We start from the raw sequence: 23,368 nt of genomic DNA on the forward strand, positions 1-23,368 counted from the left end.
GTAGGAACAAGTCATTCTGTTATAACCTAAAACAATTAAAGGAGCACACAACAATGAAAATTTCCGAACAAGTTGCATTTGTCACCGGAGCAAACCGAGGTCTTGGTCGTCATCTCGCGCTTGAACTTCAATCCAGAGGGGCAAAGGTTTATGCTGGAGCAAGAAATCCGGATTCTGTGAACATTCCCGGTGTAATACGTGTAAAGCTTGATATTACCAACCCTCAGGAGGTAGCTGCAGCTGCTATGGCCGCTAAGGATGTTACGCTTCTGATCAACAATGCAGGCTCATCAACAGGTGCTTCTTTGCTTGTCGGCGATCTCGACAAAATACATTTGGAGTTTAATACGCACGTGTTTGGCACAGAATAATGGGGGGGCTCCATTCTGAACATTCTTTCTGTATTATCATGGTTTAGTGCGGGAAGTGCAGGCGCTTATACGGCTGCAAAGGCGGCAGAGTGGGGACTGACGAACGATCTGCGCTTAAATTTGTATCCTCAAAAATATAAGAGTCGCCAGTTTGCATGTAGGCTTAATGGATACAGACATGACGTCAGGCCTTGAAGCTCCCAAAGCCAACCCCGCGGATATTGCAAAAATGGCTATTGACGGCCTTGAGTCCGATAGCTTTGAAATTCTGGCCGATGACGCGAGCCGCAATGTCCAAAGAGGTCTTGCTGGCGGTGTGGCTGCGATGTACCCTCAGCTCTCATAATACAAAAGAAAACAACAAAATCGTTATAACACTCAAATATTGGCGATAAGGAAGGATTGATTTTTATGAAAATGGATTCCAACACAATTCTCATAACGGGTGGAACATCCGGGATTGGATTCGAGTTTGCCACTCAGCTTCTTCAGCGGGGGAACACCGTAATTATTACCGGGCGGGATCAGTCCAAACTGGATCAAGCCAAAAAGAAACTGCCCAAAGTTCATACATTTCAGTGTGATGTAGGCGATCCAAAGGCCATTTCCGACCTTTATGAAAAAGTAACTAGTCAATTTCCAGGACTGAATTTTCTGATCAATAACGCTGGGATTATGAATAAAATGAACTTTCATGACAAAGAGGTTGATTTAGAGGATATCAGTCGCGAGATTGAAATCAACCTCACCGGTTCGATCCACATGGTGAAACAATTCTTACCGCATTTAAAGGCGAAGAATTCCGCTGCGATTATAAATGTCTCATCCGCGCTTGCATTTGTTCCGTTTCCGTTATCGCCGGTTTATTGTGCGACGAAAGCCGGTATTCACTCTTTTACACAATCTCTGCGAATCCAGCTAAAGAATACGAATATCAAAGTGTTTGAATTGGCGCCTCCAGCTGTTCAGACCCCGATAATTGGAGTTTTGGATTCCCACGACATGGAAGGCGTAAAGCCAATGGATGCCGGCGAGATGGTTAGAGGCGCAATCAAGGACTTGGAACGGGATCGTTTTGAGATCCTGCCGGGACAGAGCAGTGCACTGAAGCTTATGAGTCGGGTTGCACCACAGTTTATTCTAAAGCAGCTTAGCAAACCCGTTGATAAAATACTGGCTCAAACCAAGAGGTAACTATACGGAACAGAGGGATCATTCAAAGGAGGGTTGCTCAGCATGGAATTTTACGATTCCCCTCAAGCCACGGTTTCATGGAATAGGTTGTTAAGGCCGTTGTGATCGAATGGAAGGGTTTTGCCCAAGGGGTACAATATCGAACTCCATTAAATAAGTTGTTGGAATTAGCGGTACAGAAGCAGAGCAACAAGGTGCTGTACGATACCCGCAAGCTGTCCGCCATTTCGCTGGATGACCAGAATTGGGTCACTCAGGATTGGTTTGCAAGATCGATCGAAGCCGGGATCAAATATTCGGCGGCTGTCATACCTATTAAAGTAATAGCTAAATCCAGTTTAAATCGAATGGTATCAGGGCTGGAAGTTTCTAATCCCTCAGAGGATTTTGATAACATTGATGAAGCCATTCAATGGCTATCTGCAATAAAATAAAATAAAAAATATGGAGGCTACTTTATTTTCATCGAACAAACTGAACTGAATGAACTCCAATTTAATAATAAATAGTTTGGATCAGGTTTCGCGACGGGGTTGTTGGAGCGAACCTGATCCTTTTTTTCGTTCTTTTTTATGTAAATTAAACTTGACATTATGATTGATATTTATTACATTGTGTATAACAAACTTAACAAGTCAAAAATCTTTTACAGGTGGTGTAGGGCATGACCTACCAAGAAAAGAAGAGCATCGTATCGTTGATCAGCGCTGTCGCCATTTTCGGAGCTTATTGTGCGTACATGTACCAGCTGTATCCCGAAAGGGGGCTGGAGCCGGCGGAAACCTTTCGTTTTTGGGGTTCCTTCGTTCTTAATCTGACTTTGGTTTCAATCGTCGCACATATCTTGATCAGCATTATTTTTAACATCGTCTTTAGGATAACGACCGGTGAAAAGGAACCGAAATTTGAGGATGAACTGGATAAACTCATTGTCTTGAAAGCACACCGAAATTCTTTCTTTGTGTTTATCATCGGATTTCTTCTGGCCATGGGATCGCTAGTCATCGATCAGCCAACACAGGTGATGTTCGTGATCCTCATCGTCTCCGGATTCATCTCCGATGTGACCGGCTCCGTTACGAAAATTTATCACTACAAGAGAGGAGTCTAAGATGGGCAAAAATCTTGTCGGCAATCACATCCGAAAATTACGATTTAACCATGATGAAATGACACAGCAGCAATTGGCTGACAAGGTGGGCGTAACCAGACAAACCATCGTGGCGCTGGAGAAGGGGAACTATTCCCCGTCACTGGAGCTGGCCTTTCGCATTGCCCATGCCTTCAACTTACCCTTGGAAGAGGTTTTCTTTTACGGAGAGTCCCAAAAGGAGTAAGAACAAGAGCAACACCGCCAATGTGATCACGATCATCACGGTTCGATTTTTGCAAGGTCGGCCAAATACTTTTATCAAGGAGTGCAAAATGAAAATAACAGCCTCGTATCTTATCCGTTGGGCAGGGCTAGCAGCTTTGTTGGCGGGAGTTCTTTTCATCGTGATTCAACTGATCCATCCACTTGAAAATCTATCGTCAGTTACCACCCGCACATGGGCAATCGTTCATTCCATGACCATCACCATGTCCATCTTCGCCCTGCTCGGCATTGCGGGGATCTACGCCAGGCAATTGAAAGAAGCAGGTTGGCTTGGTTTGGCCGGTTTTCTCTTGTTTAGCCTCTTTTGGGTAGCCACGACGGCGTTTACATTCGTCGAAGCCTTTATTTTGCCGCTGTTGGCGTCCGACGCGCCGAAATTTGTGGAAGGCTTCTTGGGGATCTTTAGCGGTTCCGCCAACAAGGGTAATCTTGGAAATCTACCGGCGATAGCGGCACTAGGAGGAGTCCTGTATATTGTTGGCGGACTGCTGCTTGGCATCGCTACGATCCGCGCCGGTATCCTGCCGCGCTGGGCGGCTGGCTTGCTTGCCTTCGCGGCTGTGTCGACCCTCGCGTCTTCACTGCTCCATCATCCGCTCGATCGGATATTGGCGGTGCCTATGGGGTTAGCTCTGGCTTGGCTGGGATGTGCGCTCTGGTCCGAACGGCGAGAAAAAGCTTCCCCCCCTTACCTGGCAGGGTGAGCCACCTTCTCCACCAACCAGGGAGCCGAGTAAGCTCGCCGGAAGGAGCCAAAGATGAAAGTGAATAACTTCAAAGAAGATCAAGCTCCCGATGAGGCTGGGCTTAATGGGGGATTGAATATCACGTCTCCGAAAACAAGAGTGCCGGTAAAAGCAGGTTCAGACAAGTGGCTCGTTGCCGCACTGCTCTTGCTGAGCGTCGTTCCGCTCGCTGCTGGCGCCTTCCGCCTAACCGAGCTAACGGTCGGCGCGGAAATTACGTCGGCCAATGCGCGGTTCTTTGCGTCGCCTCTGCCGGTGGTGCTGCATATCTTGAGCGCAACTGTATATGCCATACTTGGCCCGTTCCAGTTCGCGACCGGTTTCCGGCGGCATAAACCCGGCTGGCACCGCATGGCCGGGCGAGTCCTGGTACCGTGTGGATTGCTGGTTGGGCTTTCGGGATTGTGGATGACCGTGTTCTATCCCCGCCCGGAAGGCACCGGTGAGCTGCTCTATGTATTGCGGCTTTTGTTTGGGTCAGGTATGGTCATATCCATCCTTCTCGGTTTTATCGCGATTCGAAGAGGAGAGGTAATCCGGCACCGAGCATGGATGATGCGCGGCTACGCGATCGGGATGGGCGCGGGTACGCAGGTGCTGACCCAGTTGGCCGGGGTACTGCTTCTCGGACCGCCAAGTGAGCTCAGCGGAGCCCTGCTGATGGGAGCGGGCTGGGTGATCAACCTTGCCGTGGCTGAATATGTCATCCGTATGAGGTCAATTGCCATTAAGCTAACTGGCAGGATTGTTTAGTCCGCTTACCGAAAACCTAAAATAGATTTACCAAAAAAACATTTCCAAAAAAATCTTAACCACACATTAGGAGGCACTTACGGACCAGGCTTTTAAGTCAATACAATAAAAAATGCATACCATAAACAGCCATTTTGAAGTGTTTATCCCTAACGGTCGGGCAATCAAACCGGTCACCAAAGGCAACTGGGAGGGAGAGGGGGTTCATCCGGATCTTGACTTTGAAGAGGTGATGATTATATTGAAGCAAGGGATAATCGTTTTTCTAAATGGAACTTCAAGTTCCGGAAAGACTTCCATTTCGGCTGAACTATTAAACCAAAATGAAATCCCGTTTTATCATTTATCAATTGATGATTTTTTTAATGGATTGTTTCATGACTACATTGATTTCATAAACACCAAATATGCAGAAGATGTGCAAGGTCCAACCCATATTATTATTGAACCATTGATTACTTTGTTTTATTCGACAATTAAATTCATGTCGGTAATGGGGACGAATATCGTAGTAGATACAGTTAATGATACTGACGATCGATTTAATACGTTTCTAGGTTTATTAATGGATCATCCTGTACTGCTTGTAGGAGTAACTTGCTCGAAAGAAGGAGCTTATTAGGAGAGAAAAACTGAGGGGAGATAGAGAGATTGGTTTAGCAATCTCACAGTATGATAAAGTTTATTGCCTTAATGAGTATGACCTTGAACTAAATACTGAAACCTTGACTCCTGATGAATGCGCCAATTTGATATTACATTTTATTAGATCAAATCGTGAATATACTGCTTTTAAGAGGCTAAATAAAAGAAGCAGTACGAGTTAGTAGTCCATTGAAGCCGTATCCTTCGGATAACACCATGTTTCATGCTTCGGGGCATTTGACAGAGTTCACAGCGTTCATAAAGCTAACTGGCAGTTTAAATTAGCAATCCATAAGAAACAACCCAAGCTGAAATGTGCAAAAATGGTTAATATAAATTGCCCTCATGAACAAAGGAGAACTGAAAATGAGAAAACTCGTTCTATTCCTGCACGCATCGCTTGACGGTTTTGTAGAAGGGCCGAACGGTGAAATGGACATTGGCTGGATTTCCTACGATGCTGATTTGGAGAAACACGCGAAAGAAATTCTGAGTACTGCCGACACTGTCATTTGGGGACGCGGGACTTATCAGATGATGTACGGTTACTGGCCGTCTGTGGCTTCGAACCCATCGGCTTCGCAGCATGAACGGAATCATGCCGAGTGGATCGAAAAGACAGCCAAAATCGTTTTTTCCACGACGCTGGAGAAAGTCGAATGGAACAATTCCAGACTGGTGAAAGAAGATGTCGAGGAAGAGATCAAGAACCTCAAACAGCAACCAGGCAAGGATATGGTCATCCTCGGCAGTCCGAGGTTCGCACACTACCTTATGCAGCTTGATTTAATAGATGAGTATAAAATTACGGTTTCTCCCGTCCTGATCGGCAGCGGGTTGCCGTTATTCCAAGGTCTCAAGGAGAAGATCAATCTTAAACTTATCGAAAACAAGACCTTTGATTCCGGAGCCATCGGTCTCGTTTACCAGACGGTTAGATGACCTTGTGCTTCGGCAGATACACTTTAGAGGATCCTGACATGATGGGCATGAACCCCGTAACTTGTTTACGGGGTATTTTTGTTGGATCGAGATGAACCTTGGCGAAAAGATCAGGTCTATTCGGATATCTGAAGATTTCGAAGGACGATCGAAAGATATCGAATTCAAGGAGAGGCTCCTTCTTTATATACTTCAAACAAAGACGGAATGAATGATGGCCACATGGATTTCCGTCTTAACTGGAGGGGGTTAAAAAGGTGCGGAAGATGAAAAAGTTGCTGGGTACTGCAATAGCCGGAATGATGGCGCTTAGCTTGCTCGCGGGATGCGGAAATGGGAAATCACCCCAAGCGGAATCATCCGCGGTTTCTTCGCCAATTGCGACTGCCAGCAGTGCTGCCGACGTAGGCGGTCAAACGGAGAAAAAACCGGAGGATTACAAAGGCGAAATTACGGTGTGGACATGGTGGAAGCCTTATTTTGACGAGTCCATTGCGGATTTCAACAAGACTTATCCGAATGTCAAAGTCAACCTTACCGTTATGGGCTGGGGAGACTATGTAACCAAATTCGAGACGGCCAAAGCATCCGGCGGAGAGCTGCCCGATGTGGCGATGGCGGAGTCCTACTGGTGGGGCAGGTTCCTGTCTTACAAGAATACGTTCGTCGATTTAACGACTGTCGGCTTCAAGAAGACGGACATTGCGGACGCGGCTTCGAATGCGGTCGTAGATCCGGACGGCAAATTCGTCGCGATTCCGCAAGGTCTTGGACTGGGCGCGATCTGGTACCGGAAGGACCTGGCGAAAGAGGTGTTCGGCACCGACGACCCCGCCGCGATCGCCGGCAAATATGCCTCGATGGAAGATTTCATTTTGAATGCCGGCAAGGAAGTCAAAGAGAAAAGCGGCGGAAAATTGACGGCTTTCACGAATGCAACGGACGTTATGGAAGGCTTGATTGCATCCCAAGTGTCGTCCGGCAAAAGCTATGTTGACGGCGATACGCTCAAAGTTAAAGAAAACATGACATCTGCATTCCAAACGTTGGACAAGGCCCTGAAAGAAGGGTATATCGCCAAAGTGAACGGGCCGGCGATGGATGCTGCATGGGCTTCGGGCAAAGTCGTCTTCTTCCCTTCGGCGGGCTGGAGAGAAGGGACGATTCCTGCCAACGACAAGGACGGTAAAGGCCGCTGGGGCGTGTTCGCGCCTCCGGGAGGAGCATATTTCCGCGGCGGAACGGCGGAACTTATCGTAGACAAAGGAGATCCCGAGAAGGCCAAGCTTGCCGCATTGTTCATTAAACACCGCATGTTCACGGAAGAAGGCATGAAGGTCAACAACAAGTTCGGAAATCTTTCCGCAGTCAAGGAAATTGAACAGAAGAAGCTGACGAACGGCGTGAACGACTATTTCGGTCTTGACATTACGGCTTATTTCTACGATGTCCTTAGTAAGATGAAGCCGGTGAAATACGGGAAGCACGACAGCGTGATCGAGGATCAACTGAAAGCGGTCGCGCTCGACATGGAGAAGTCGGGATTGGAACCGGAGAAGGCCGTCGAGAAAGCGATTTCGGCGATCAAGTCCAAAGACGATTCGATCCAATAAAACAGCAAACGCAATTCATGTCAGGGGCTGGCGTTCCAGCCCCTGCATGAAAGAGTGGAGAGGGAAAGATGCATACAGCAAAGATGAAGGCACCCCGAAAGCCGTTACGGATCCAAAATACCGAGAACTTCGGATATTTGTTTATTTTGCCCTTTTTTCTGGTGATGATCGTCTTTTCATTGGCGCCGACGCTGTTCACTCTTTGGATCAGCTTCACGAAGTGGAACTTTTTTTCGGACATGACTTGGGTGGGTCTGGATAATTATATCCAGGTTCTGAAAGGAAAGATGTTCTACAAATCCCTGCTGAATACACTGCGGATCATGTTGCTTGCCTTGCCTGCCTGCATCATAGCCGCCCTTGGGATCGCCTATATGCTGGAGGTTAAATTCAAGAAATTCGCCCGGACCTTTAAGGCGATTTCTTTCCTGCCTTACGTAACGACTCCGGTTGCGGTAGGCGTCTTGTTCGGATTGTTGTTCGACTATCAGACCGGGTTCATTAACATCTTCATGCAGAAGCTGGGCTTGGCGAAAGATCCCGTTTATTGGATGGCGAATCCGAATTACGTCGTGATGATTGTGGCCTTAATCGTATTTTGGAAAAACCTCGGTTACTTTATGCTGCTGTATTTCGCGGGCTTAAAATCCGTCCCGCAGGAAATGTACGAGGCAGCCGATATCGATGGGGCGAATACGTGGCACAAGTTCTGGTACGTGGCGCTGCCGACCATCAAGCCGATTACGGTTTTTATCGTCGTCACCTCGATCATATGGGGACTGCAAATTTTCGACGAACCCGCTTTGCTCGTCGTAGGCACCGACAACAACTTGAGCATTGCAAGCACGCTCGGCGGTCCGGAGAAGAGCGTATATACCCTAGTCAGTTACGTTTATGAAGAAGGATTCATTTTGTTCCGGACGGGTACGGCTTCGGCTGTCGCGTACTTGATGACGATTGTCATTGTTTTGTTGGCCTGGGTCGGATTCAAACTTCTCAACAGGGAGGGATCAGGCCGATGAACACCGGCAGCAAATCGCATTTCGCGGCAGGACTGTCTTTCTATACGTTGATTGCCGTATTGACCGTTGTCTCGCTGGCGCCCTTCTACGCCGTGATCGTGATGGGATCTTACTTTTTGTTCCGAACAAGTACGGCTTTAGTTGCCGCGTATTTGATGACGATTGTCATTGTTTTGTTGTTCTGGGTCGGATTCAAACTTCTCAACAAGGAGGGAACCGGCCGATGAACACAGGCGGTAAATCGCATTTCGCGGCAGGACTATCTTTCTACACGTTGATTGCCGTATTGACCGTTGTCTCGCTGGCGCCCTTCTACGCGATGATCGTGATGGGCACTTACGATAGTTTTCAGCTTTTCCGCTTTAACGGCCTCCCGTCCGACTATATCTTGCATAATTTTGCGACGATTTCGAAAACGGAGTTCCCGACCTTTATGAAAAACAGCTTGGTGATGTCGCTGTCCAGCGTCTTCTTTTCTTTGTTGGCTTCGGCACTTTGCGGCTACGGCTTCGCGAAGTTTCGGTTCAAAGGGAACAAGATGCTCTACAATCTCGTATTGTTCACCATGATGGTCCCTTCTCAGTTAAGCATCGTCGCTTATGTGTACGAAATGAAGCTCTTTCACTTGAACGATTCGCTCGTTCCGTCCATTTTACCCTACGTATTCGCAGGCTTCGGAGTTTTTTGGATGACCCAGTATATCAAGGACATCGTACCGACGGAGGTGCTGGAGAGCGCCAGAATCGATTCAGCCGGGGAATTCCGAATATTTTTTAGCATTGTTGTTCCTATGATTACGCCGGCTGTGATTACGCTGGGGCTGCTCAATTTCGTCTGGTCCTGGAATTCCTTCTTCGTGCCGCTGGTCACGATTAACGACAGCCGGCTATTCACGGTGCCGCTCGGTATTAATTCTTTCAATTCCTTGTATTATCAGGACAATGGCGCAAAAATACTTGCACTCTCCATTGCTACAATGCCCGTTGTACTGCTTTATTTGATCTTCTCCAACCGGCTGCAAAGCGGCTTGACGGCAGGAGCAGTAAAAGCGTAGTTCATCACATGGCAGGGGCGAGGGAAACCATTAATGGCTTATGTAATAAAGTGGGCTAAGGGAACTTTATTTTTTTTGAGAAAGGCTCGGCTTCTTGGAAAAATACGAATTCGAACGAAGCTGTTCATTTCCCTGTTCGGCCTCTGCCTGATTCCTTTGATCGTCGTGGGCTATTTATCCTACCGTCAATCCAATTCCACTATTCAATCCCAAATCAGCACGTACTCGGTTCAGGTGATGAATCAAGCCAGCTCCAATCTGGCCATACAGTTGGATCATTTGAACAGCTACGCCACAGAAATCGCTTTTTCAAACGATGTGCAGACGATCATGGGAAAGAGAAGCAAAGGCGACCACGCTTACTTCGGTTCGGAATACGACAGCCGGCTGCTAGAGCTGATCCAATCCAAATATTCGAATCTGACCGAGAGCGTGACGGATGCCGAGCTACTCGGACTTGATGCGCAAATGATCAAACCGGAAGGAAATCAGCTTTGGGAGAAGAAGGAAGTGGAAAGCTTGGTTAGAACCGCTTCCGAAAATAAGGGACGCACGGCATGGAGCGCGGGATATTTGGGTTATGAAGGCGTATTCAACGATCCCCATCTCATTCTGAGCAAAGCGGTCATGACCATGGGCGACTCGAAGCAAATCGGGACGATTCTCGTGGCGGTAAAGGAATCCTATTTTCGTAAATGGCTGTCTCAAATCGATCTGGGCAATGGCTCGGATATTTTCATTGTGAATGCCGAGGGCGAAATCCTGTCAGGGAATGTGGATAATCTCAAGTTCAAAGAGCCTTATCCAGGCCCATTACTCGAAGAAATAGGAAGACAGAAGACGCAGTTCTTCGATTGGCGCAAGGATGGAAAACGTTATTTGGCCGCAAACTCTCCGATCAAGGGAACGGATTGGTACCTTGTCAGCACCATTCCGTATTCGTATCTGAATGAGTCTGCGAATAAGCTAAGCTTGCTTATTGTCGGGCTAATCGCAATCTGTTGCGTGCTTGCTTTCACGATATCCTTTATGATCACAAGGAATATCACGACTCCCTTGAACCAAGTGATCGCAACTATGAACCAAGCGAAGCAAGGCAATCTGACAGGCAAAGTCAAGATCCGCAGCAGGGATGAATTGGGTGATATGGGACAGATATACAACGGAATGATTTCGGCCGTCAGCCAGCTCGTTGAACAAGTAGCGAAGCACTCGGGGAATGTGGCTGTTCATGCCCGGAACATGGCGGAAGGTTCCGAATTGCTTCGCGAAGCCTCTGCTCAGAATGCTACTGCGATAACGCATATCGCTGTAGGTGCGTCCGAACAAGCCGAAGAGGCTTCACTCAATGTGACCAGAATCCAGGATTTATCCGACAGCATCAACCTCGTTGTGAAGGATATGGAGCTTATCTCCGAACAGGTGGACGACACTCGGAATAGAAGCAGCGAAGCGTCAGCCGTAATGGCGAGCTTAAGCGGCAAAGGATTGGAAGTCATTGAAATGTCTGAGTGTATTAGGGATGAAGTCAAGAACCTGAATACAGAGATTCGGCAGATCGAAAAAGTGACGAAGCTGATTTCCAACATTTCCGGCAAGACCCATATTCTCGCGTTGAACGCATCGATAGAAGCAGCAAGGGCTGGAGCCGCCGGCAAAGGCTTCGCCGTCGTGGCGAACGAGGTCAAGGGATTGGCAGATCAGACGAAAGACTTATTGAAGATGATTGCAAGCGCGATTCAATCCATTCAGGGGAGAGTACAGAATACGCTGTATTCGGCGGAAATTTCGCGCGGAAAAATCCAGGATCAAATGGCAATTATTCGGGATATGGAATTCGTCTTTCAGAGCGTTCACCAGTCGCTGGATCAGATTTCGATGTTAAAGAGCAATACTGTTGAGTCCGCCGAAAACATGCTGGCCATGCGAAATGAAACTTTCAGCAGTATTGCCAAAATATCGGCGATCTCTCAAGAAACAGCCGCATTCGTCGAACAAGCCAGCGCCGGTATAGATGAACATAAGGCAATGGCGGAGGAGTTCTCGCGGTTGGCTAACAGTCTGCACATCATGGCCGAAGATCTTAACAAACAATTATCCGTATTTAAGGTGTAACTCCGCCAAAAAGCGTTGGATCGTAATATCGTTCGCTTCCAGTAAATACTGACCAGGGAACGGAAAACGCTATGATATAATGAGTGCGATACCGAACATGTCTGATTTTCTACAAGGTGGTCGCGTCATGAGAATGGAACGGTTGACCTGTCTGTTTATCGCGATCCTATCCCTCTCTATAATCGCAACCGGCTGCCGCTTCAATGGCGTTAAGGGCGGTTCTCCGTCCTCAGGTAAAGATGAAGTGACGATTACGTTATGGGCGTACGATAAAGGTGTCGAAGATAAGATTAACGAGGAATTCAACAAGATCTATCCGAATATTCACGTTAATGTCGTGTTGGTGAACTGGTCGGAGTATGATAATCGCTTTCGGCTTAACCTGAGCACGGGTACGGACGTACCGGATATCGTGAAAGTCGAATCGTATTGGTGGGGCGATTGGCTGTCCATGGACGGAGTTTTCGAGGACCTGACGAAGTATGGGATCGATCCCAACAACGTTTCGCCCGCATTCGCCGATGCGACAACAAATTCGCAGGGTGAATTCGTCATTCTCCCCGCGGCAACGGGAATCGCTTGCTTCTGGTACAACAAAGCGGTTGCCCGCCGATATTTGGGTACCGACGATCCGGCCCTTCTGGCCGAACGGATGAAGACGTGGGACGATTTGCTTGACATCGGGGAAACCATCAAAACGAAAAGCGGCGGAAAAGCCTATCTGTTTCCCGATACGATGTCCATCGAGGAGCTCCTCGTCGCCTCCGACAGGAGTTACCTCGATGGCAACGTTGTTAGACTGAAGCAAAAGATACTCCCGAGGTTCCGGTTCATTGAAACTTTGCTGGACAGAGGATATATCGCCAAATTGCAGGATACCAAGCTGGAGCGTTCTTATACCGAAGATAACGTTCTGTTTTATCCATACGCAGATTGGCACGCGACCACCATTCAAAACGCGGATAAGAACGGCAAGGGGCGTTGGGGAGTATTAGCGCCGCCGGGCGGCGTGTTTTATCGCGGGGGCAACGGTTATGCGATGCCGAAGAAGTCCCGGCCTGAAAACAAAAAAGCCGCGGCCTTGCGCATGAACTTTGCTCTAACCAGACAAGGCTCCGAGGCGATCATTCATACGCATCAGTTCTCGGCTTACAAGGATGCCTATTCGAACGGGATTTTGAACGAGACCGACCCCTACTTCAATGATCTTCTAACAAAAAAATTTTACGATTGGACAGTCGGACGAAATGTCAAGCCACAGTTCAATCCGTATAGCAATATCATCGAAAAAGAGCTTCGCATGCAAGCTTATTACATGATGGTAGATAACATTGACGCCTCTAAAGCGATTGAGAACGCGATTCATGAGATCCGGGACCGTACCGGGACAGGAATCCGAATCGGCGATGACGGTTGATGAAACAAGGATCATATCGGCAGTCCATCGCCGGGAGGGTGCCATGAGACGATTTATGGCCGGCTTGAAAATACGGCAGAAGATCTTCGTCAGTTTCTTGCTGTTGATTTCATTTTGCCTGTTTACGACACTTTACGTGACCTCGACACGGGTATCCGAAGTGATTAGAGATAAAACGGTGAACTATTCTCTCCAGTTGGTCAGTAAAACCATGGAGAATATTGAATATTACTTGATAGACACCAAGTATTTGGCGAAAAATATCGCGCTTGACGAGCAAGTGAACCTGAAAGTGACGGAGTTATTGAAACCGAAATCGGCGGATTACCGGTCCAAGGAACAATTGGATACGGTGCTGAACAAATACAAGTATTTGAAGACGTATATTACGGATATTACGCTTGTAAACGATAATGGGAACGGCTCGGTGATCTACAATTCCGTCTACGACGACAAATATTCCATCGCCGAGCAGAGTTGGTACGAGCATTTCAAGGAGTCCGGCGCGGATTCGCTGTTTACTGAAGTACACAAGTCCATCGTCCGGGATACGACCATGGGGTCGAGTCTCGATACGTTCACGTATTTTCAAAAGGTTTACGATCCGCAGCGTCCGACAAGGTACTTGTATACCATTGCGATCGAGTTGGACGCGAGAGTAATCGGAGACGCCTTGGCTCAGGTGAATTCCAACCAAGGCTGGATCAACCGGGTCTATAACGCGGATAACGATCCTATGAACGGAAACGGGAATTTCGGATTCCCGGATACTCTGGCCTTTTTCAGTCCGTCTGACAGCACGTCGAACCGGCAAGTACGAATGGGAGGCGACAAATATACGTTGCTTCAGAGCGGTTCCAGAGACTACGGCTGGCGGATGATTAGCCTCGTTCCACAAAAGGCCATTATGTTCGAAGCGAATTCCATCCAGCTTTTCATTGCCCTGATCGGATTGGTGTTGCTCCTATTTGCCGTTTTCTTGTCGATTCGGATCTCGAAGAGCATTACCCGGCCGCTCATGCAGCTGATGAAGGCCATTAAGGAAATCGAGAAAGGGAACTTCGATTTCAAGTCTAACGTGAATACCGGCGATGAATTCAAGGAGTTGAATGACGTCATCAATTCGATGGCGGTCAACATTAAAGAACTGCTGGTGCGGAACAAAGAAGAAGAGGAGTCCAAGAGAAAAGCGGAGTTAACGGCATTGCAAGCGCAAATCAATCCGCATTTCCTGTACAACACGCTGGAATCCCTGAATTGGTACGCGGTTCGCAAGAAGGAGCCGGAAATCAGCGAAGTCATCACGAATCTGGGCAAGTTTTTTCGGATCAGCCTGAGCAAGGGCAGCCAGTTCATCACGATAGAACAAGAAATGGAGCATGCCAAAAGCTATTTAAGCATCCAGAAGTTCCGTAACGCGAATCGTTTTGATTCTTCCATTCATATGGATGAAGCCATAAAGGAGCGCTACTCGCCCAAGCTGATTTTGCAGCCGATTATCGAAAATGCCCTGATTCACGGCTTGCGGAACAAAGAATCGCCGGGACGCATCGATATCCGAGTCGAGAAGGAGGAGGACGGGGTGCTCTTTATCGTCTCCGATGACGGTCTTGGCATCCGGGAGGACAAGCTCGCGGAAATCCGGACCGCGCTTAGCGGGACGAAATCGACCGGAACGGGCTCCTACGGATTGAAGAACGTTAACGAAAGAATACGGTTGTTTTTTGGAGCCTCATACGGCATACACATCGAGAGTCACGCAAACGGAGGAACGGAGGTTCGCATTCGAATTCCCATCTTGACGGAGACGCCCGAGGACTAAGGGCAGATCATCCTGCGGAGGAGCCAATATGCTGAAAGTAATGGTTGTCGATGACGAGGAGAACATCCGGCTCGGGATTGTCGAAGGAATCGATTGGGGAAGCTATGGACTGGAAGTCGCGTGTCAGGCCGAGAACGGCCGTGTGGCACTGGAACTAGCAGAGCGGCACAGACCTGACATTATTCTGCTGGATATCAATATGCCTTTCGTCAACGGGTTGGAATTTTCGAAACAAGCAAGACAATTTTTGCCCGATAGTTTCATCATTATCTTGAGCGGTTACAGCGACTTCGAATACGCCAAGGAATCCATCAAATATGGCGTTAGCGAGTATTTACTGAAGCCCGTTTCCCCCGGAGAGCTGATGGAAGCGATCTTGAAAGCACGTGACATGCTGACGGAAAACATCCGCAAAGAACAGTACCTGAACGGGTTAAAGCAGCAGTTTCTCCAATCCATTCCGGCTCTTCGGGAAAAATGGGTATACGACCTCCTTCATTCCAGTTATTTGGAAAACGAATCCGTTATGAAAGATAAGCTCGGATGGCTGGGCATTGATTTCCCATCCGATAAATTCGCCGTATGCGTTATCCGGATCGAAGATTTGGCCGAACGATCGTCCGGCAGGGAAGAGGACAAGCAGCTGTTCCTATACGCGGTCAAAAATATATGCGACGAAATTCTGAGCCGAAATGCTTGGGGGTTGTCGGTCGTTACGAATGAAGGACTCCTGGAGGGACTGCTTAGTCTGGATGGAGAAGATGGGGAATCTTATCGAAGGGAGCTTCAACTGAAAGCGGAAGGGATGGAAAAGAGCATCCGGGAATTTCTCGGCTTGACGGTCACGGTGCGATTCGGTTCCGTCTATTCGGGTTACAGCCAGATCGCTTACTCGTATAGGGAAGCTTACTCCTCCGTTCAGCTGAAAAGACCGGGCAAGGAACATGAAGAAAGCGCTAAGGGAGTCGGCAGGTCGGCTTCCGTTCTGGCGCTTGTGTTTCCGTATGACAAAGAACAGGAAATGATTCGTTATTTAAAAGCCATGAATGAAAAGGCGGTAAATGCGGCAGCCGATCTGTTGGACGAGATCGAAGCCAATGAGCTGATTGCAGGGGATCCGGAACATTTGGCCGCAGCGGCCATCCAAATCGTGGGAACTGTACGCAAGCTGTTGACAGACAGCGGGATTCCTGTCGAAGAGGAGGAAGGGCTGCACGAGCCGCCAGGTGCTGCTGGAGGCTTCAAGGCCGAAGATCCTGCCGAGATCCGAGCCAAGTTATTAAGGCATGTCTCATCCGCGTTGCATGGGATCATCAAAGCCAAAGGCAAGCCTTATCGGATCGAAATCGAGCAGGTCAAACGCTATATCGAGGAAAACTACGACAAGGACATCTCCCTCAAGGATCTTTCTTCGAGAGTCTATATGAATCCGAACTACTTGTGCACGATTTTCAAAAACGAAGTCGGAGAAACGATCAACCATTACATGACTCGGGTTCGGATGGAGAAAGCGATGAGGATGCTTCGAGAGACCGATCTGAAAGTGTTCGAGATCGCGGAGCGCGTCGGATACTCGAATACGAATTATTTCAGCTACACGTTCAAGAAATATACGGGAACGGCTCCGATTGAGTATCGGTAGTTTTGAGCACTGCTTTTTTTGGACAATTGATCAGGATCGGAACCAGTTAAAGCCCCGTCGAATGGACGGGGTTTATTTGGTGATTCAGAAAGTATAAAATCTGCGATACTTTTCTGAATCACTTCGATAAAACGTCTATCCGTCAGAAAAGGACGGCGTAGCAGTTTTACTTAGGCTGCTTCCTGTATTCTGTCGGTGTAAGCCCGAATTTCGCTTTAAACTGTCTCATAAGATGGAAGGCATTGCTGTATCCGCTTTGCGCAGCAATCGAGTCGAGCGGTAAATCTGTTGTTGCCAGCAGAGCCGTTGCACACTGAAGGCGGCTATGAATAATGTCGGTCATCACATTGACTCCGAACATTTTTTTGTAGGTGTGCTGGAAACTCGACAAGCTCATGGATAGTTCATCAGCCAACTCTTTGACAGAGGGGATTGACGCAGGGTTGCTGCGAATACGGATGCGGACGTTAATCATACATTCATATTTCGCAGAAGTCTTTGCCGAAGGAAAGTGAAGCCCCATATGAAGTTTGCGGCTGAGCTGAATAAAGAAAATATTCAAATAATGCTTGATAGCATCTTTACTGTGAGGACCCGCCGTATAAAATTCATAAGTCATTTTCTGTACAATTGACGATATCTCGGATATATCCCCTAACCACGTAACCGTGTTATAGGGGATATTAAGTTTGCCGAAAAATTCCTTATCCTCGTCGTCTACACTGAAATAGAACCAGTCGTCCACGTACTTATCACCATATGTACGATAATGCTGGGGAGCATCGCTCGTATACAGAATAAAGGAATTTTCCTTCGTGATCACTTCTTTGCCGTTTTGCATAAAGACGGCAGGCGTTTTGATCAGCAATAGAATCCAAACGCTGCCAATGCCGTTTGGGCGATCGATCGCAAAGGTTTTGCCATGGGAATGATGATATCCGATCACGTGTAAGTCCATGATAACGGCTTCCTTTCAAAAGCAACAAGGATAGGTACTTTGAATTCATATCATTGCAGAAAATGTTATCATATTATGCGCATTTCGCTATCGGGCCTCGTAACGACATATATTATATTTAAAAAAATGGTACAAAAAAGGGAGTACAAATGAACAAGAGATCGATCTTGCCCATCCTATTCATTACAGCGCTTTCAATGTTAGCAGCTTGTTCCAATGAGGAAAGGGGTGCGCCCATGCGAGAGATCACAACAATGGAGCTTGTCAAAGAAATGGGAATCGGCATGAATTTGGGCAACACGTTTGAATCCACGGGCGACTGGATTAAGGGCACCAGTGTTACAAGTTATGAAACTGCCTGGGGCAGTCCCGTTATTACGGAGGCAATGATTAAGGGGTATGCAAACGAAGGTTTTGGCGTCCTTCGAATTCCCGTATCGTGGTCAAATATGATGGGCGAGGATTACACGATCCATCCTGACTATCTGGCCCGGGTAAAAGAAGTTGTGGATTGGGCACTGGACAGCGGTATGTATGTTATTCTGAATCTTCACTGGGACGGCGGCTGGTTTGAGAAATTTCCGACAGAAAAAGAACAATCCATGTACAAATATACACGCATATGGAAGCAGGTTGCGGATTCGTTTAAAAACTATGACGATCATCTGATGCTCGAGTCTTTCAATGAGGAAGGGGTATGGCCCGATTTATGGAATGTCTACGGCAGCGATGATACCAACAAAGAAGAAGCTTATGCGCTGCTGAATGAGATCAATCAGACATTCGTAGATACTGTGCGCGGTTCCGGAGGCAACAATAAACGACGCCACCTGTTGATTGCCGGCTATACAACGGACATCGTGAGGACCGTCGATGAACTGTATAAGCTGCCCAAAGATCCCCAAAAACGCCTTGCGGTATCGATCCATTATTACACGCCTCCAACATTCGCCATTCTGGATGAGGATGCGAGCTGGGGAAAAGCGCGTGCGGAGTGGGGTACGGAAGAAGATTTCGCCGAGTTAAACAAGCTCATGGAAATGGTGAAAACACGTTTCATTGACGAAGGCATCCCCGTAATCATGGGAGAGTTTGGTGTAGCTACAAAAAATAAGACGCCAGCAATGATACGGCTCTATCTTACGTCGGTGGCCAAGGCCGCATATTCCCGAGGAATTACCCCGGTTTTATGGGATGTTACAAAAGTACTTTACAACCGAGATACCTACGAAATGTATGATAAGGTGCTGCTTGAGCAGCTTATGGCTATCAAACGATAGAATTTACCAAACCGTCACTTGATGTGGCGGTTTTGTTTGTTGGATGGGCAGTCCGCCTTATTCTAACCGGAACGCCGTATCGCTCGCGGATTTTGATGCACGTCTCCGCTGATGGGGCTTTGTTTTTGATTAAGCCTGCTTGAGCGCCTCTGGTTAACGACGAAAGACATGTTCGGTCATTTATCGAATCTGGAGACGACTTCCTGCGACGGCGGATTTCTCAAGCCTTGAACCTAATATTGTAGTAAGATGAAACAAGGTTATGATTTTCGTAATGGAAATACTCCTGCCATTCATTCAAGCCCTCATCCATCCGATAAGCCTTGAATCCTTCGGACTGCAATTTATGTGCGGCCTGCGCCGAGTAGATACATAACGGGCCTCTGCAGCAGGCATCATTTCGGCGTTTCGGGGCAAATCAGTTGCGCCATACAAGACGAAGAGGCGCCCTACGGAGTTTTAATAGAAGGAGAATACACATGTCAGAGGTTCCTTTACCCATTGAAGCAACAATGAAAAGCCTCCCCGATCCGCTAAAGGAATACGTAGTATCCCCCGAGAAGCAGCGACAGTTGTATAAAAGGACACTGTTGATCGTGATCGCTTCTCAAATTTTTGGCGGGGCGGGGTTGGCCGCAGGGATCACGGTAGGGGCACTGCTGGCGCAAGATATGCTGGGAACGGATGGTTATGCAGGGGTTCCTACGGCCTTATTCACGTTAGGTTCTGCCGCCGCGGCACTTTTGGTCGGTCGCCTTTCCCAGCGTATGGGCCGCCGCGCCGGGCTTGCTGCCGGTTTTATGGCGGGGGGGATTGGCGCCGCAGGTGTCGTCCTGGCAGCCATTCTCGATCATGTGCCGCTGCTCTTTCTTTCTTTGTTGGTCTACGGTGCCGGTACGGCGACAAACTTGCAGGCGCGTTATGCCGGTACGGATTTGTCGCTCCCGACACAGCGGGCAAAAGCGATTAGTGCCGCCATGGTCTTCACGACATTCGGTGCGGTGGCCGGACCGAATCTGGTCAATGTGACAGGCAGGGCAGCAACTTTCATGGGCGCCCCTGCGCTGTCGGGTCCATTTATGCTCGCAGCCACGGCCTATGTTTTGGCTGGGCTGGTTCTTCTTTTGTTTCTCCGTCCCGATCCGCTCTTGGTCGCCAAAGCCATTGCAGATGTAGAGCGGGTCAAGGAAGGGAAAAGCAGCGGGGAGGGAACGCGGGAGGCTGAACTGCGCGTTCATAAACCAGGCATCGTCGTGGGCGCAACGGTGATGGTGTTAACCCAAATCGTCATGATCGCGATAATGACCATGACGCCGGTTCACATGAAGCATCACGGGCTTGGACTTGGCGAGGTGGGCATCGTGATCGGCATCCATGTTGCCGCGATGTTTTTGCCTTCCCTCATCACCGGCGTTCTCGTCGATAAATACGGGCGTATGATGATGTCTTACGCCTCCGGTGTTACCTTGCTCTTGGCCGGTTTAACGGCTGCATTCGCGCCGGGCGATTCGTTGGGTCTGCTCATTCTGGCGCTGGCTCTGCTTGGTTTGGGCTGGAATTTCGGCTTAATTAGCGGGACGGCAGCCATCGTCGATGCCACGCCGCCGCAAATCAGAGCGAAGACGCAAGGCACGGTGGATGTACTGATCGCATTGGCTGGTGCATCTGGAGGCTCGTTGTCCGGCATGGTTGTGGCCCACTCCAGCTATTCCACGCTCTCTTTGGCCGGCGGGTTCCTATCCTTGCTTTTGATTCCGGTTGTCGTCTGGTCCCGGAGTCAGAAGAAGGCATAACGGGTTGTTCTAAATGGAATAAAAGGGTGTTAAAGAGACCGCCATTGGTATGAATTGGCGGTCTTTATCTTTCGGAAATCGAAAAGTCACAACACTAGGATATATGAACGCAGCAGTGACCTGGCCCACTGCTGAATCGGAGACAAAAATGACAAAAATAGTGCAATTTAATAGAAAAAATAAAAGTTCAATCATAAATAAAACGCTTACAATGGTAAACGAAGAGCGCATGTAAAGACTTGGAAATGGAAGAAGGTGATCACGGAGTTCATCTTAGCCAATCTGGAAGGACATCTGTTTTCTATTCCAGCAAAGGTGGTGTTTGAAATGAAAAAGAAGTTGTGTCTTTCGTTAAGTTTTTCATTGCTCTTTCTATCCGTTCCTTTCATGACTTCAAGCGCGGCGGTGCCTCCCCAGTTCACGGTCGATTTGAGCAACCAATATCGGCCGGTGACCCATGCGGCATCGGGCTCCCTGTACGGTCTCGCCGATGAAGGACGACCCGCCGACAGCTTAATCGGTCCCACGAAACCTAAAATGTTCACGCAAATGGCTCCGAACGGCCAGCAGCTGCCGAACGGGGAGACGGCACCGACAGGGGATGCTCTGAAGGTGTCGCCCATTGCCAAGCGTAACGGCGCTTCGGTCACGATCCGCATGCCGGACATTTATCCGAATTTTCCCTATCAATGGGTCAGTTGGGCCGACTGGTACGCAAAAGTCGACTCGATCGTGAATGCCAGACTCGCTTCGGGCGCGACCAACATTTACGGTTATGAATTGTGGAACGAGCCGGACGGCACCTGGAATACGTCGGCGGCGGGTTCTTTCAACGACGGCTGGAAAAATACGTATTTACGAATCAAAACGCGTGATACGACAACGAAAATCATCGGCCCGAGCATTACCCAGTACAACGAAACATGGCTGAGGAACTTTTTGACTTACTGCAGAGACAACAACGTGCTGCCGGATATTATCAGCTGGCATGAATTGGGGGCTCCGGAAGGCCATTATGTCGACAATCCGCAGCCCGGCTATATCGAAAATCATATTGCCGCTTATCGGGCGCTGGAGGCGAGCCTTGGCATTTCGCCGAGACCGATAAGCATTAATGAGTATGGAGTCGTCCGGGAGGAAGGCGTACCGGGCAGCATGGTCCGATATTTCGCCGAGTTCGAACGTTCGGGAGTCGACACGGCCAACGCGGCATTCTGGTTCCGTCCCGGCCGTTTGAGCAATATCGTAACGGATGCCGGATCCGCCAACGGGGGATGGTGGCTTTACAAATGGTACGGGGACATGACGGGCAATATGGCGATGACGACCCCTTCGAATCCGACGGCTGTAGGACTGGACGGGATTGCGAGCGTCGATGCGGGCAATCGGATCGCTTATGTCGTATTCGGCGGCGGATCCGGAGACCATACCGTGGTCGTGAAAGGGTTCGGGTCGGTGCCATTCTTCACGGGCAACGTCCATGTCAAGCTGGAAACCACCCCATGGTCCGGCGTCGATACGGCGGTTGCGGCTCCCTCGACCGTATTCGAAGGCGACTTTGAAATCGCAAACGGACAAATTTCCGTGCCCGTCACGAATATGAATCCGTCGTCCGGCTACCGTTTGACGCTCACATCGGCTGCCGGAAGCGCCAATAATCGCTACGAAGCGGAACGTGCTCTCGTCAATCGCGCCAATACCTTCAGCAATGCAAGCGCCTCTAACGGCAAATATATCGGTCAAATCGATTTTGCCGACAGCTATGTTCAGTTTACCGTGAATGTCCCTGCTGCCGGCGCTTATACGGTGGACGTCCGATACGCCAACGGGACGAGTGCCAACTCCACGCATTCCCTGTCGGTCAACGGCGGCGCTGCGTCCACGGTAACTTACCCGGTAACGGGCGGGTGGTTGTATACCGGCAACGCCGCCACGGTTACGGTGAATGTGAATCTGAACGCGGGCAGCAACACGATCCGGTTCACGAAGGGGGCGACCGGCTACGCCGAACTGGATTATATCCAACTCACCCCTGCCGGGTCTTATAAGGTGAGGGCGGAGGCGGAGAACGCTACCCTTTCGCGCGCGAACGTACACACCAGCGCCTTTGCTTCCAACCGCTTCTTCGTCGGACAAATCGATTATTCCGACAGTTATGTGGAGTTTACCGTCAACTCCCCTTCCGCAGGAACCTATACGATGGAGGTCGGGTACGCAAACGGCACCTCGGGCAATTCCACCCATAATCTATCCGTCAATGGAAGAGCCGCGGGCGTCGTCACTTATCCGGCTACCGGAGGATGGCTGACGGCCATTCCCAATTTGGGAACACGCAAAATCCTGACGCTCCCCGTAACCTTGAATGCCGGCAACAACACGATCCGATTTACCAAAGGCACGACCGGTTACGCCGAATTGGATTACATCGAAATTAGATAAGACGCTATTAACAGAGCCCTTTCGCAAGAAAATTGGCCGGCTCGTATCTGTTGACCGACCCGAAGGAAGAATTATCCGTCGTGTATATGCAACAGATGCTGCCAAGCATGGAGCCGTATATCCATCCCCGGCTGCGGGCCGTTATTTACGGAGCCTTGGATTGACATTCCACAACGAACTCCGA

20 protein-coding genes and 1 pseudogene are annotated in these 23,368 nt (G+C 48.9%); 20 read left to right on the forward strand and 1 reads right to left on the reverse strand.

The window, feature by feature from the left end; translation table 11 throughout:
• The first annotated feature begins 53 nt into the window (after window positions 1-53).
• From GE107_RS26725 to GE107_RS19680, 17 genes and pseudogenes are all read left to right on the forward strand, one after another.
• The gene (locus tag GE107_RS26725) at window positions 54-371 is read left to right on the forward strand and encodes an SDR family NAD(P)-dependent oxidoreductase (RefSeq protein ID WP_255570667.1); all 318 of its coding nucleotides are present in this window, start codon (window positions 54-56) and stop codon (window positions 369-371) included.
• A 411-nt stretch (window positions 372-782) separates the two neighbouring features.
• The gene (locus GE107_RS19605) at window positions 783-1,565 is read left to right on the forward strand and encodes an SDR family oxidoreductase (RefSeq protein ID WP_219641692.1); all 783 of its coding nucleotides are present in this window, start codon (window positions 783-785) and stop codon (window positions 1,563-1,565) included.
• Between the two features lie 101 nt (window positions 1,566-1,666).
• A complete protein-coding gene (locus GE107_RS19610; RefSeq protein WP_219641693.1) occupies window positions 1,667-1,999 on the forward strand; it encodes a hypothetical protein in 333 nt (110 codons plus the stop codon).
• A gap of 230 nt (window positions 2,000-2,229) precedes the next feature.
• Window positions 2,230-2,676, forward strand: coding sequence for a hypothetical protein (locus GE107_RS19615; protein ID WP_219641694.1), 447 nt, complete (start codon window positions 2,230-2,232; stop codon window positions 2,674-2,676).
• Between the two features lies 1 nt (window position 2,677).
• Window positions 2,678-2,902, forward strand: coding sequence for a helix-turn-helix transcriptional regulator (locus GE107_RS19620; protein ID WP_219641695.1), 225 nt, complete (start codon window positions 2,678-2,680; stop codon window positions 2,900-2,902).
• A 22-nt stretch (window positions 2,903-2,924) separates the two neighbouring features.
• Window positions 2,925-3,647, forward strand: coding sequence for a hypothetical protein (locus GE107_RS19625; RefSeq protein WP_370636464.1), 723 nt, complete (start codon window positions 2,925-2,927; stop codon window positions 3,645-3,647).
• Window positions 3,648-3,701: 54 nt separating this feature from the next.
• Window positions 3,702-4,442, forward strand: a complete 741-nt coding sequence (locus tag GE107_RS19630; RefSeq protein WP_219641696.1) for a DUF2306 domain-containing protein — start codon at window positions 3,702-3,704, stop codon at window positions 4,440-4,442.
• Window positions 4,443-4,683: 241 nt separating this feature from the next.
• Window positions 4,684-5,269: pseudogene (locus GE107_RS19635) on the forward strand (chloramphenicol phosphotransferase CPT family protein).
• A gap of 184 nt (window positions 5,270-5,453) precedes the next feature.
• Complete coding sequence (locus tag GE107_RS19640) at window positions 5,454-6,029, forward strand: dihydrofolate reductase family protein (protein ID WP_219641697.1); 576 nt, start codon at window positions 5,454-5,456, stop codon at window positions 6,027-6,029.
• 266 nt (window positions 6,030-6,295) lie between these two features.
• Complete coding sequence (locus GE107_RS19645; RefSeq protein ID WP_255570687.1) at window positions 6,296-7,642, forward strand: ABC transporter substrate-binding protein; 1,347 nt, start codon at window positions 6,296-6,298, stop codon at window positions 7,640-7,642.
• Between the two features lie 68 nt (window positions 7,643-7,710).
• On the forward strand, window positions 7,711-8,664 hold the full coding sequence (locus tag GE107_RS19650) for a carbohydrate ABC transporter permease (protein ID WP_219641699.1): 954 nt from the start codon (window positions 7,711-7,713) through the stop codon (window positions 8,662-8,664).
• Window positions 8,661-8,891 carry a hypothetical protein gene (locus tag GE107_RS19655; protein WP_219641700.1) on the forward strand — a complete coding sequence of 77 codons (231 nt, stop codon included), beginning with the start codon at window positions 8,661-8,663 and terminating at the stop codon, window positions 8,889-8,891. The genes GE107_RS19650 and GE107_RS19655 overlap by 4 nt, the downstream gene beginning before the upstream one ends.
• Window positions 8,888-9,718: a carbohydrate ABC transporter permease gene (locus tag GE107_RS19660; RefSeq protein ID WP_219641701.1), complete on the forward strand. Its 831-nt coding sequence runs from the start codon at window positions 8,888-8,890 to the stop codon at window positions 9,716-9,718. Before GE107_RS19655 ends, GE107_RS19660 begins: the two co-directional genes overlap by 4 nt.
• A 33-nt stretch (window positions 9,719-9,751) precedes the next feature.
• Window positions 9,752-11,833, forward strand: coding sequence for a methyl-accepting chemotaxis protein (locus GE107_RS19665; RefSeq protein WP_219641702.1), 2,082 nt, complete (start codon window positions 9,752-9,754; stop codon window positions 11,831-11,833).
• Between the two features lie 127 nt (window positions 11,834-11,960).
• Window positions 11,961-13,250, forward strand: a complete 1,290-nt coding sequence (locus tag GE107_RS19670) for an ABC transporter substrate-binding protein (RefSeq protein WP_219641703.1) — start codon at window positions 11,961-11,963, stop codon at window positions 13,248-13,250.
• A gap of 43 nt (window positions 13,251-13,293) precedes the next feature.
• Window positions 13,294-15,072 (forward strand): cache domain-containing sensor histidine kinase, encoded by a 1,779-nt coding sequence (locus GE107_RS19675; protein ID WP_219641704.1) that lies wholly within the window; start codon window positions 13,294-13,296, stop codon window positions 15,070-15,072.
• A 28-nt stretch (window positions 15,073-15,100) separates the two neighbouring features.
• Window positions 15,101-16,714, forward strand: coding sequence for a response regulator transcription factor (locus tag GE107_RS19680; protein ID WP_219641705.1), 1,614 nt, complete (start codon window positions 15,101-15,103; stop codon window positions 16,712-16,714).
• Window positions 16,715-16,880: 166 nt separating this feature from the next.
• Here the strand turns inward: GE107_RS19680 and GE107_RS19685 are convergent, their stop codons facing one another.
• Entirely contained in the window at window positions 16,881-17,672 is a 792-nt protein-coding gene (locus GE107_RS19685; protein ID WP_219641706.1) for an AraC family transcriptional regulator, read from the reverse strand.
• A 254-nt stretch (window positions 17,673-17,926) separates the two neighbouring features.
• On the opposite strand from GE107_RS19685, the gene GE107_RS19690 reads away from it, so the two are divergent.
• The 3 genes from GE107_RS19690 (at window position 17,927) to GE107_RS19700 (ending at window position 23,184) form a co-directional block, all read left to right on the forward strand.
• The gene (locus tag GE107_RS19690) at window positions 17,927-18,952 is read left to right on the forward strand and encodes a glycoside hydrolase family 5 protein (protein WP_219641707.1); all 1,026 of its coding nucleotides are present in this window, start codon (window positions 17,927-17,929) and stop codon (window positions 18,950-18,952) included.
• Between the two features lie 512 nt (window positions 18,953-19,464).
• Window positions 19,465-20,745: an MFS transporter gene (locus GE107_RS19695; RefSeq protein WP_219641819.1), complete on the forward strand. Its 1,281-nt coding sequence runs from the start codon at window positions 19,465-19,467 to the stop codon at window positions 20,743-20,745.
• A gap of 327 nt (window positions 20,746-21,072) precedes the next feature.
• Entirely contained in the window at window positions 21,073-23,184 is a 2,112-nt protein-coding gene (locus GE107_RS19700; RefSeq protein ID WP_219641708.1) for a CBM35 domain-containing protein, read from the forward strand.
• The last annotated feature ends 184 nt before the right edge of the window (window positions 23,185-23,368 follow it).

The sequence above is a fragment of the Cohnella sp. CFH 77786 genome, assembly GCF_019400745.1.
Classification (GTDB): Bacteria; Bacillota; Bacilli; order Paenibacillales; family Paenibacillaceae; genus Cohnella.

What these genes read in the sequence shown, in the direction of transcription:
- GE107_RS19670 (WP_219641703.1), top strand. Translation starts at nt 11,961, where the DNA reads ATGAGAATGGAACGGTTGACCTGTCTGTTTATCGCGATCCTATCCCTC.
- GE107_RS19665 (WP_219641702.1), top strand. Translation starts at nt 9,752, where the DNA reads ATGGCTTATGTAATAAAGTGGGCTAAGGGAACTTTATTTTTTTTGAGA.
- GE107_RS19615 (WP_219641694.1), top strand. Translation starts at nt 2,230, where the DNA reads ATGACCTACCAAGAAAAGAAGAGCATCGTATCGTTGATCAGCGCTGTC.
- GE107_RS19685 (WP_219641706.1), bottom strand. Translation starts at nt 17,672, where the DNA reads ATGGACTTACACGTGATCGGATATCATCATTCCCATGGCAAAACCTTT.
- GE107_RS19645 (WP_255570687.1), top strand. Translation starts at nt 6,296, where the DNA reads ATGAAAAAGTTGCTGGGTACTGCAATAGCCGGAATGATGGCGCTTAGC.
- GE107_RS19620 (WP_219641695.1), top strand. Translation starts at nt 2,678, where the DNA reads ATGGGCAAAAATCTTGTCGGCAATCACATCCGAAAATTACGATTTAAC.
- GE107_RS19640 (WP_219641697.1), top strand. Translation starts at nt 5,454, where the DNA reads ATGAGAAAACTCGTTCTATTCCTGCACGCATCGCTTGACGGTTTTGTA.
- GE107_RS19660 (WP_219641701.1), top strand. Translation starts at nt 8,888, where the DNA reads ATGAACACAGGCGGTAAATCGCATTTCGCGGCAGGACTATCTTTCTAC.
- GE107_RS19680 (WP_219641705.1), top strand. Translation starts at nt 15,101, where the DNA reads ATGCTGAAAGTAATGGTTGTCGATGACGAGGAGAACATCCGGCTCGGG.
- GE107_RS19675 (WP_219641704.1), top strand. Translation starts at nt 13,294, where the DNA reads ATGAGACGATTTATGGCCGGCTTGAAAATACGGCAGAAGATCTTCGTC.
- GE107_RS19630 (WP_219641696.1), top strand. Translation starts at nt 3,702, where the DNA reads ATGAAAGTGAATAACTTCAAAGAAGATCAAGCTCCCGATGAGGCTGGG.
- GE107_RS19605 (WP_219641692.1), top strand. Translation starts at nt 783, where the DNA reads ATGAAAATGGATTCCAACACAATTCTCATAACGGGTGGAACATCCGGG.
- GE107_RS19695 (WP_219641819.1), top strand. Translation starts at nt 19,465, where the DNA reads ATGAAAAGCCTCCCCGATCCGCTAAAGGAATACGTAGTATCCCCCGAG.
- GE107_RS19655 (WP_219641700.1), top strand. Translation starts at nt 8,661, where the DNA reads ATGAACACCGGCAGCAAATCGCATTTCGCGGCAGGACTGTCTTTCTAT.
- GE107_RS26725 (WP_255570667.1), top strand. Translation starts at nt 54, where the DNA reads ATGAAAATTTCCGAACAAGTTGCATTTGTCACCGGAGCAAACCGAGGT.
- GE107_RS19700 (WP_219641708.1), top strand. Translation starts at nt 21,073, where the DNA reads ATGAAAAAGAAGTTGTGTCTTTCGTTAAGTTTTTCATTGCTCTTTCTA.
- GE107_RS19690 (WP_219641707.1), top strand. Translation starts at nt 17,927, where the DNA reads ATGGAGCTTGTCAAAGAAATGGGAATCGGCATGAATTTGGGCAACACG.
- GE107_RS19650 (WP_219641699.1), top strand. Translation starts at nt 7,711, where the DNA reads ATGCATACAGCAAAGATGAAGGCACCCCGAAAGCCGTTACGGATCCAA.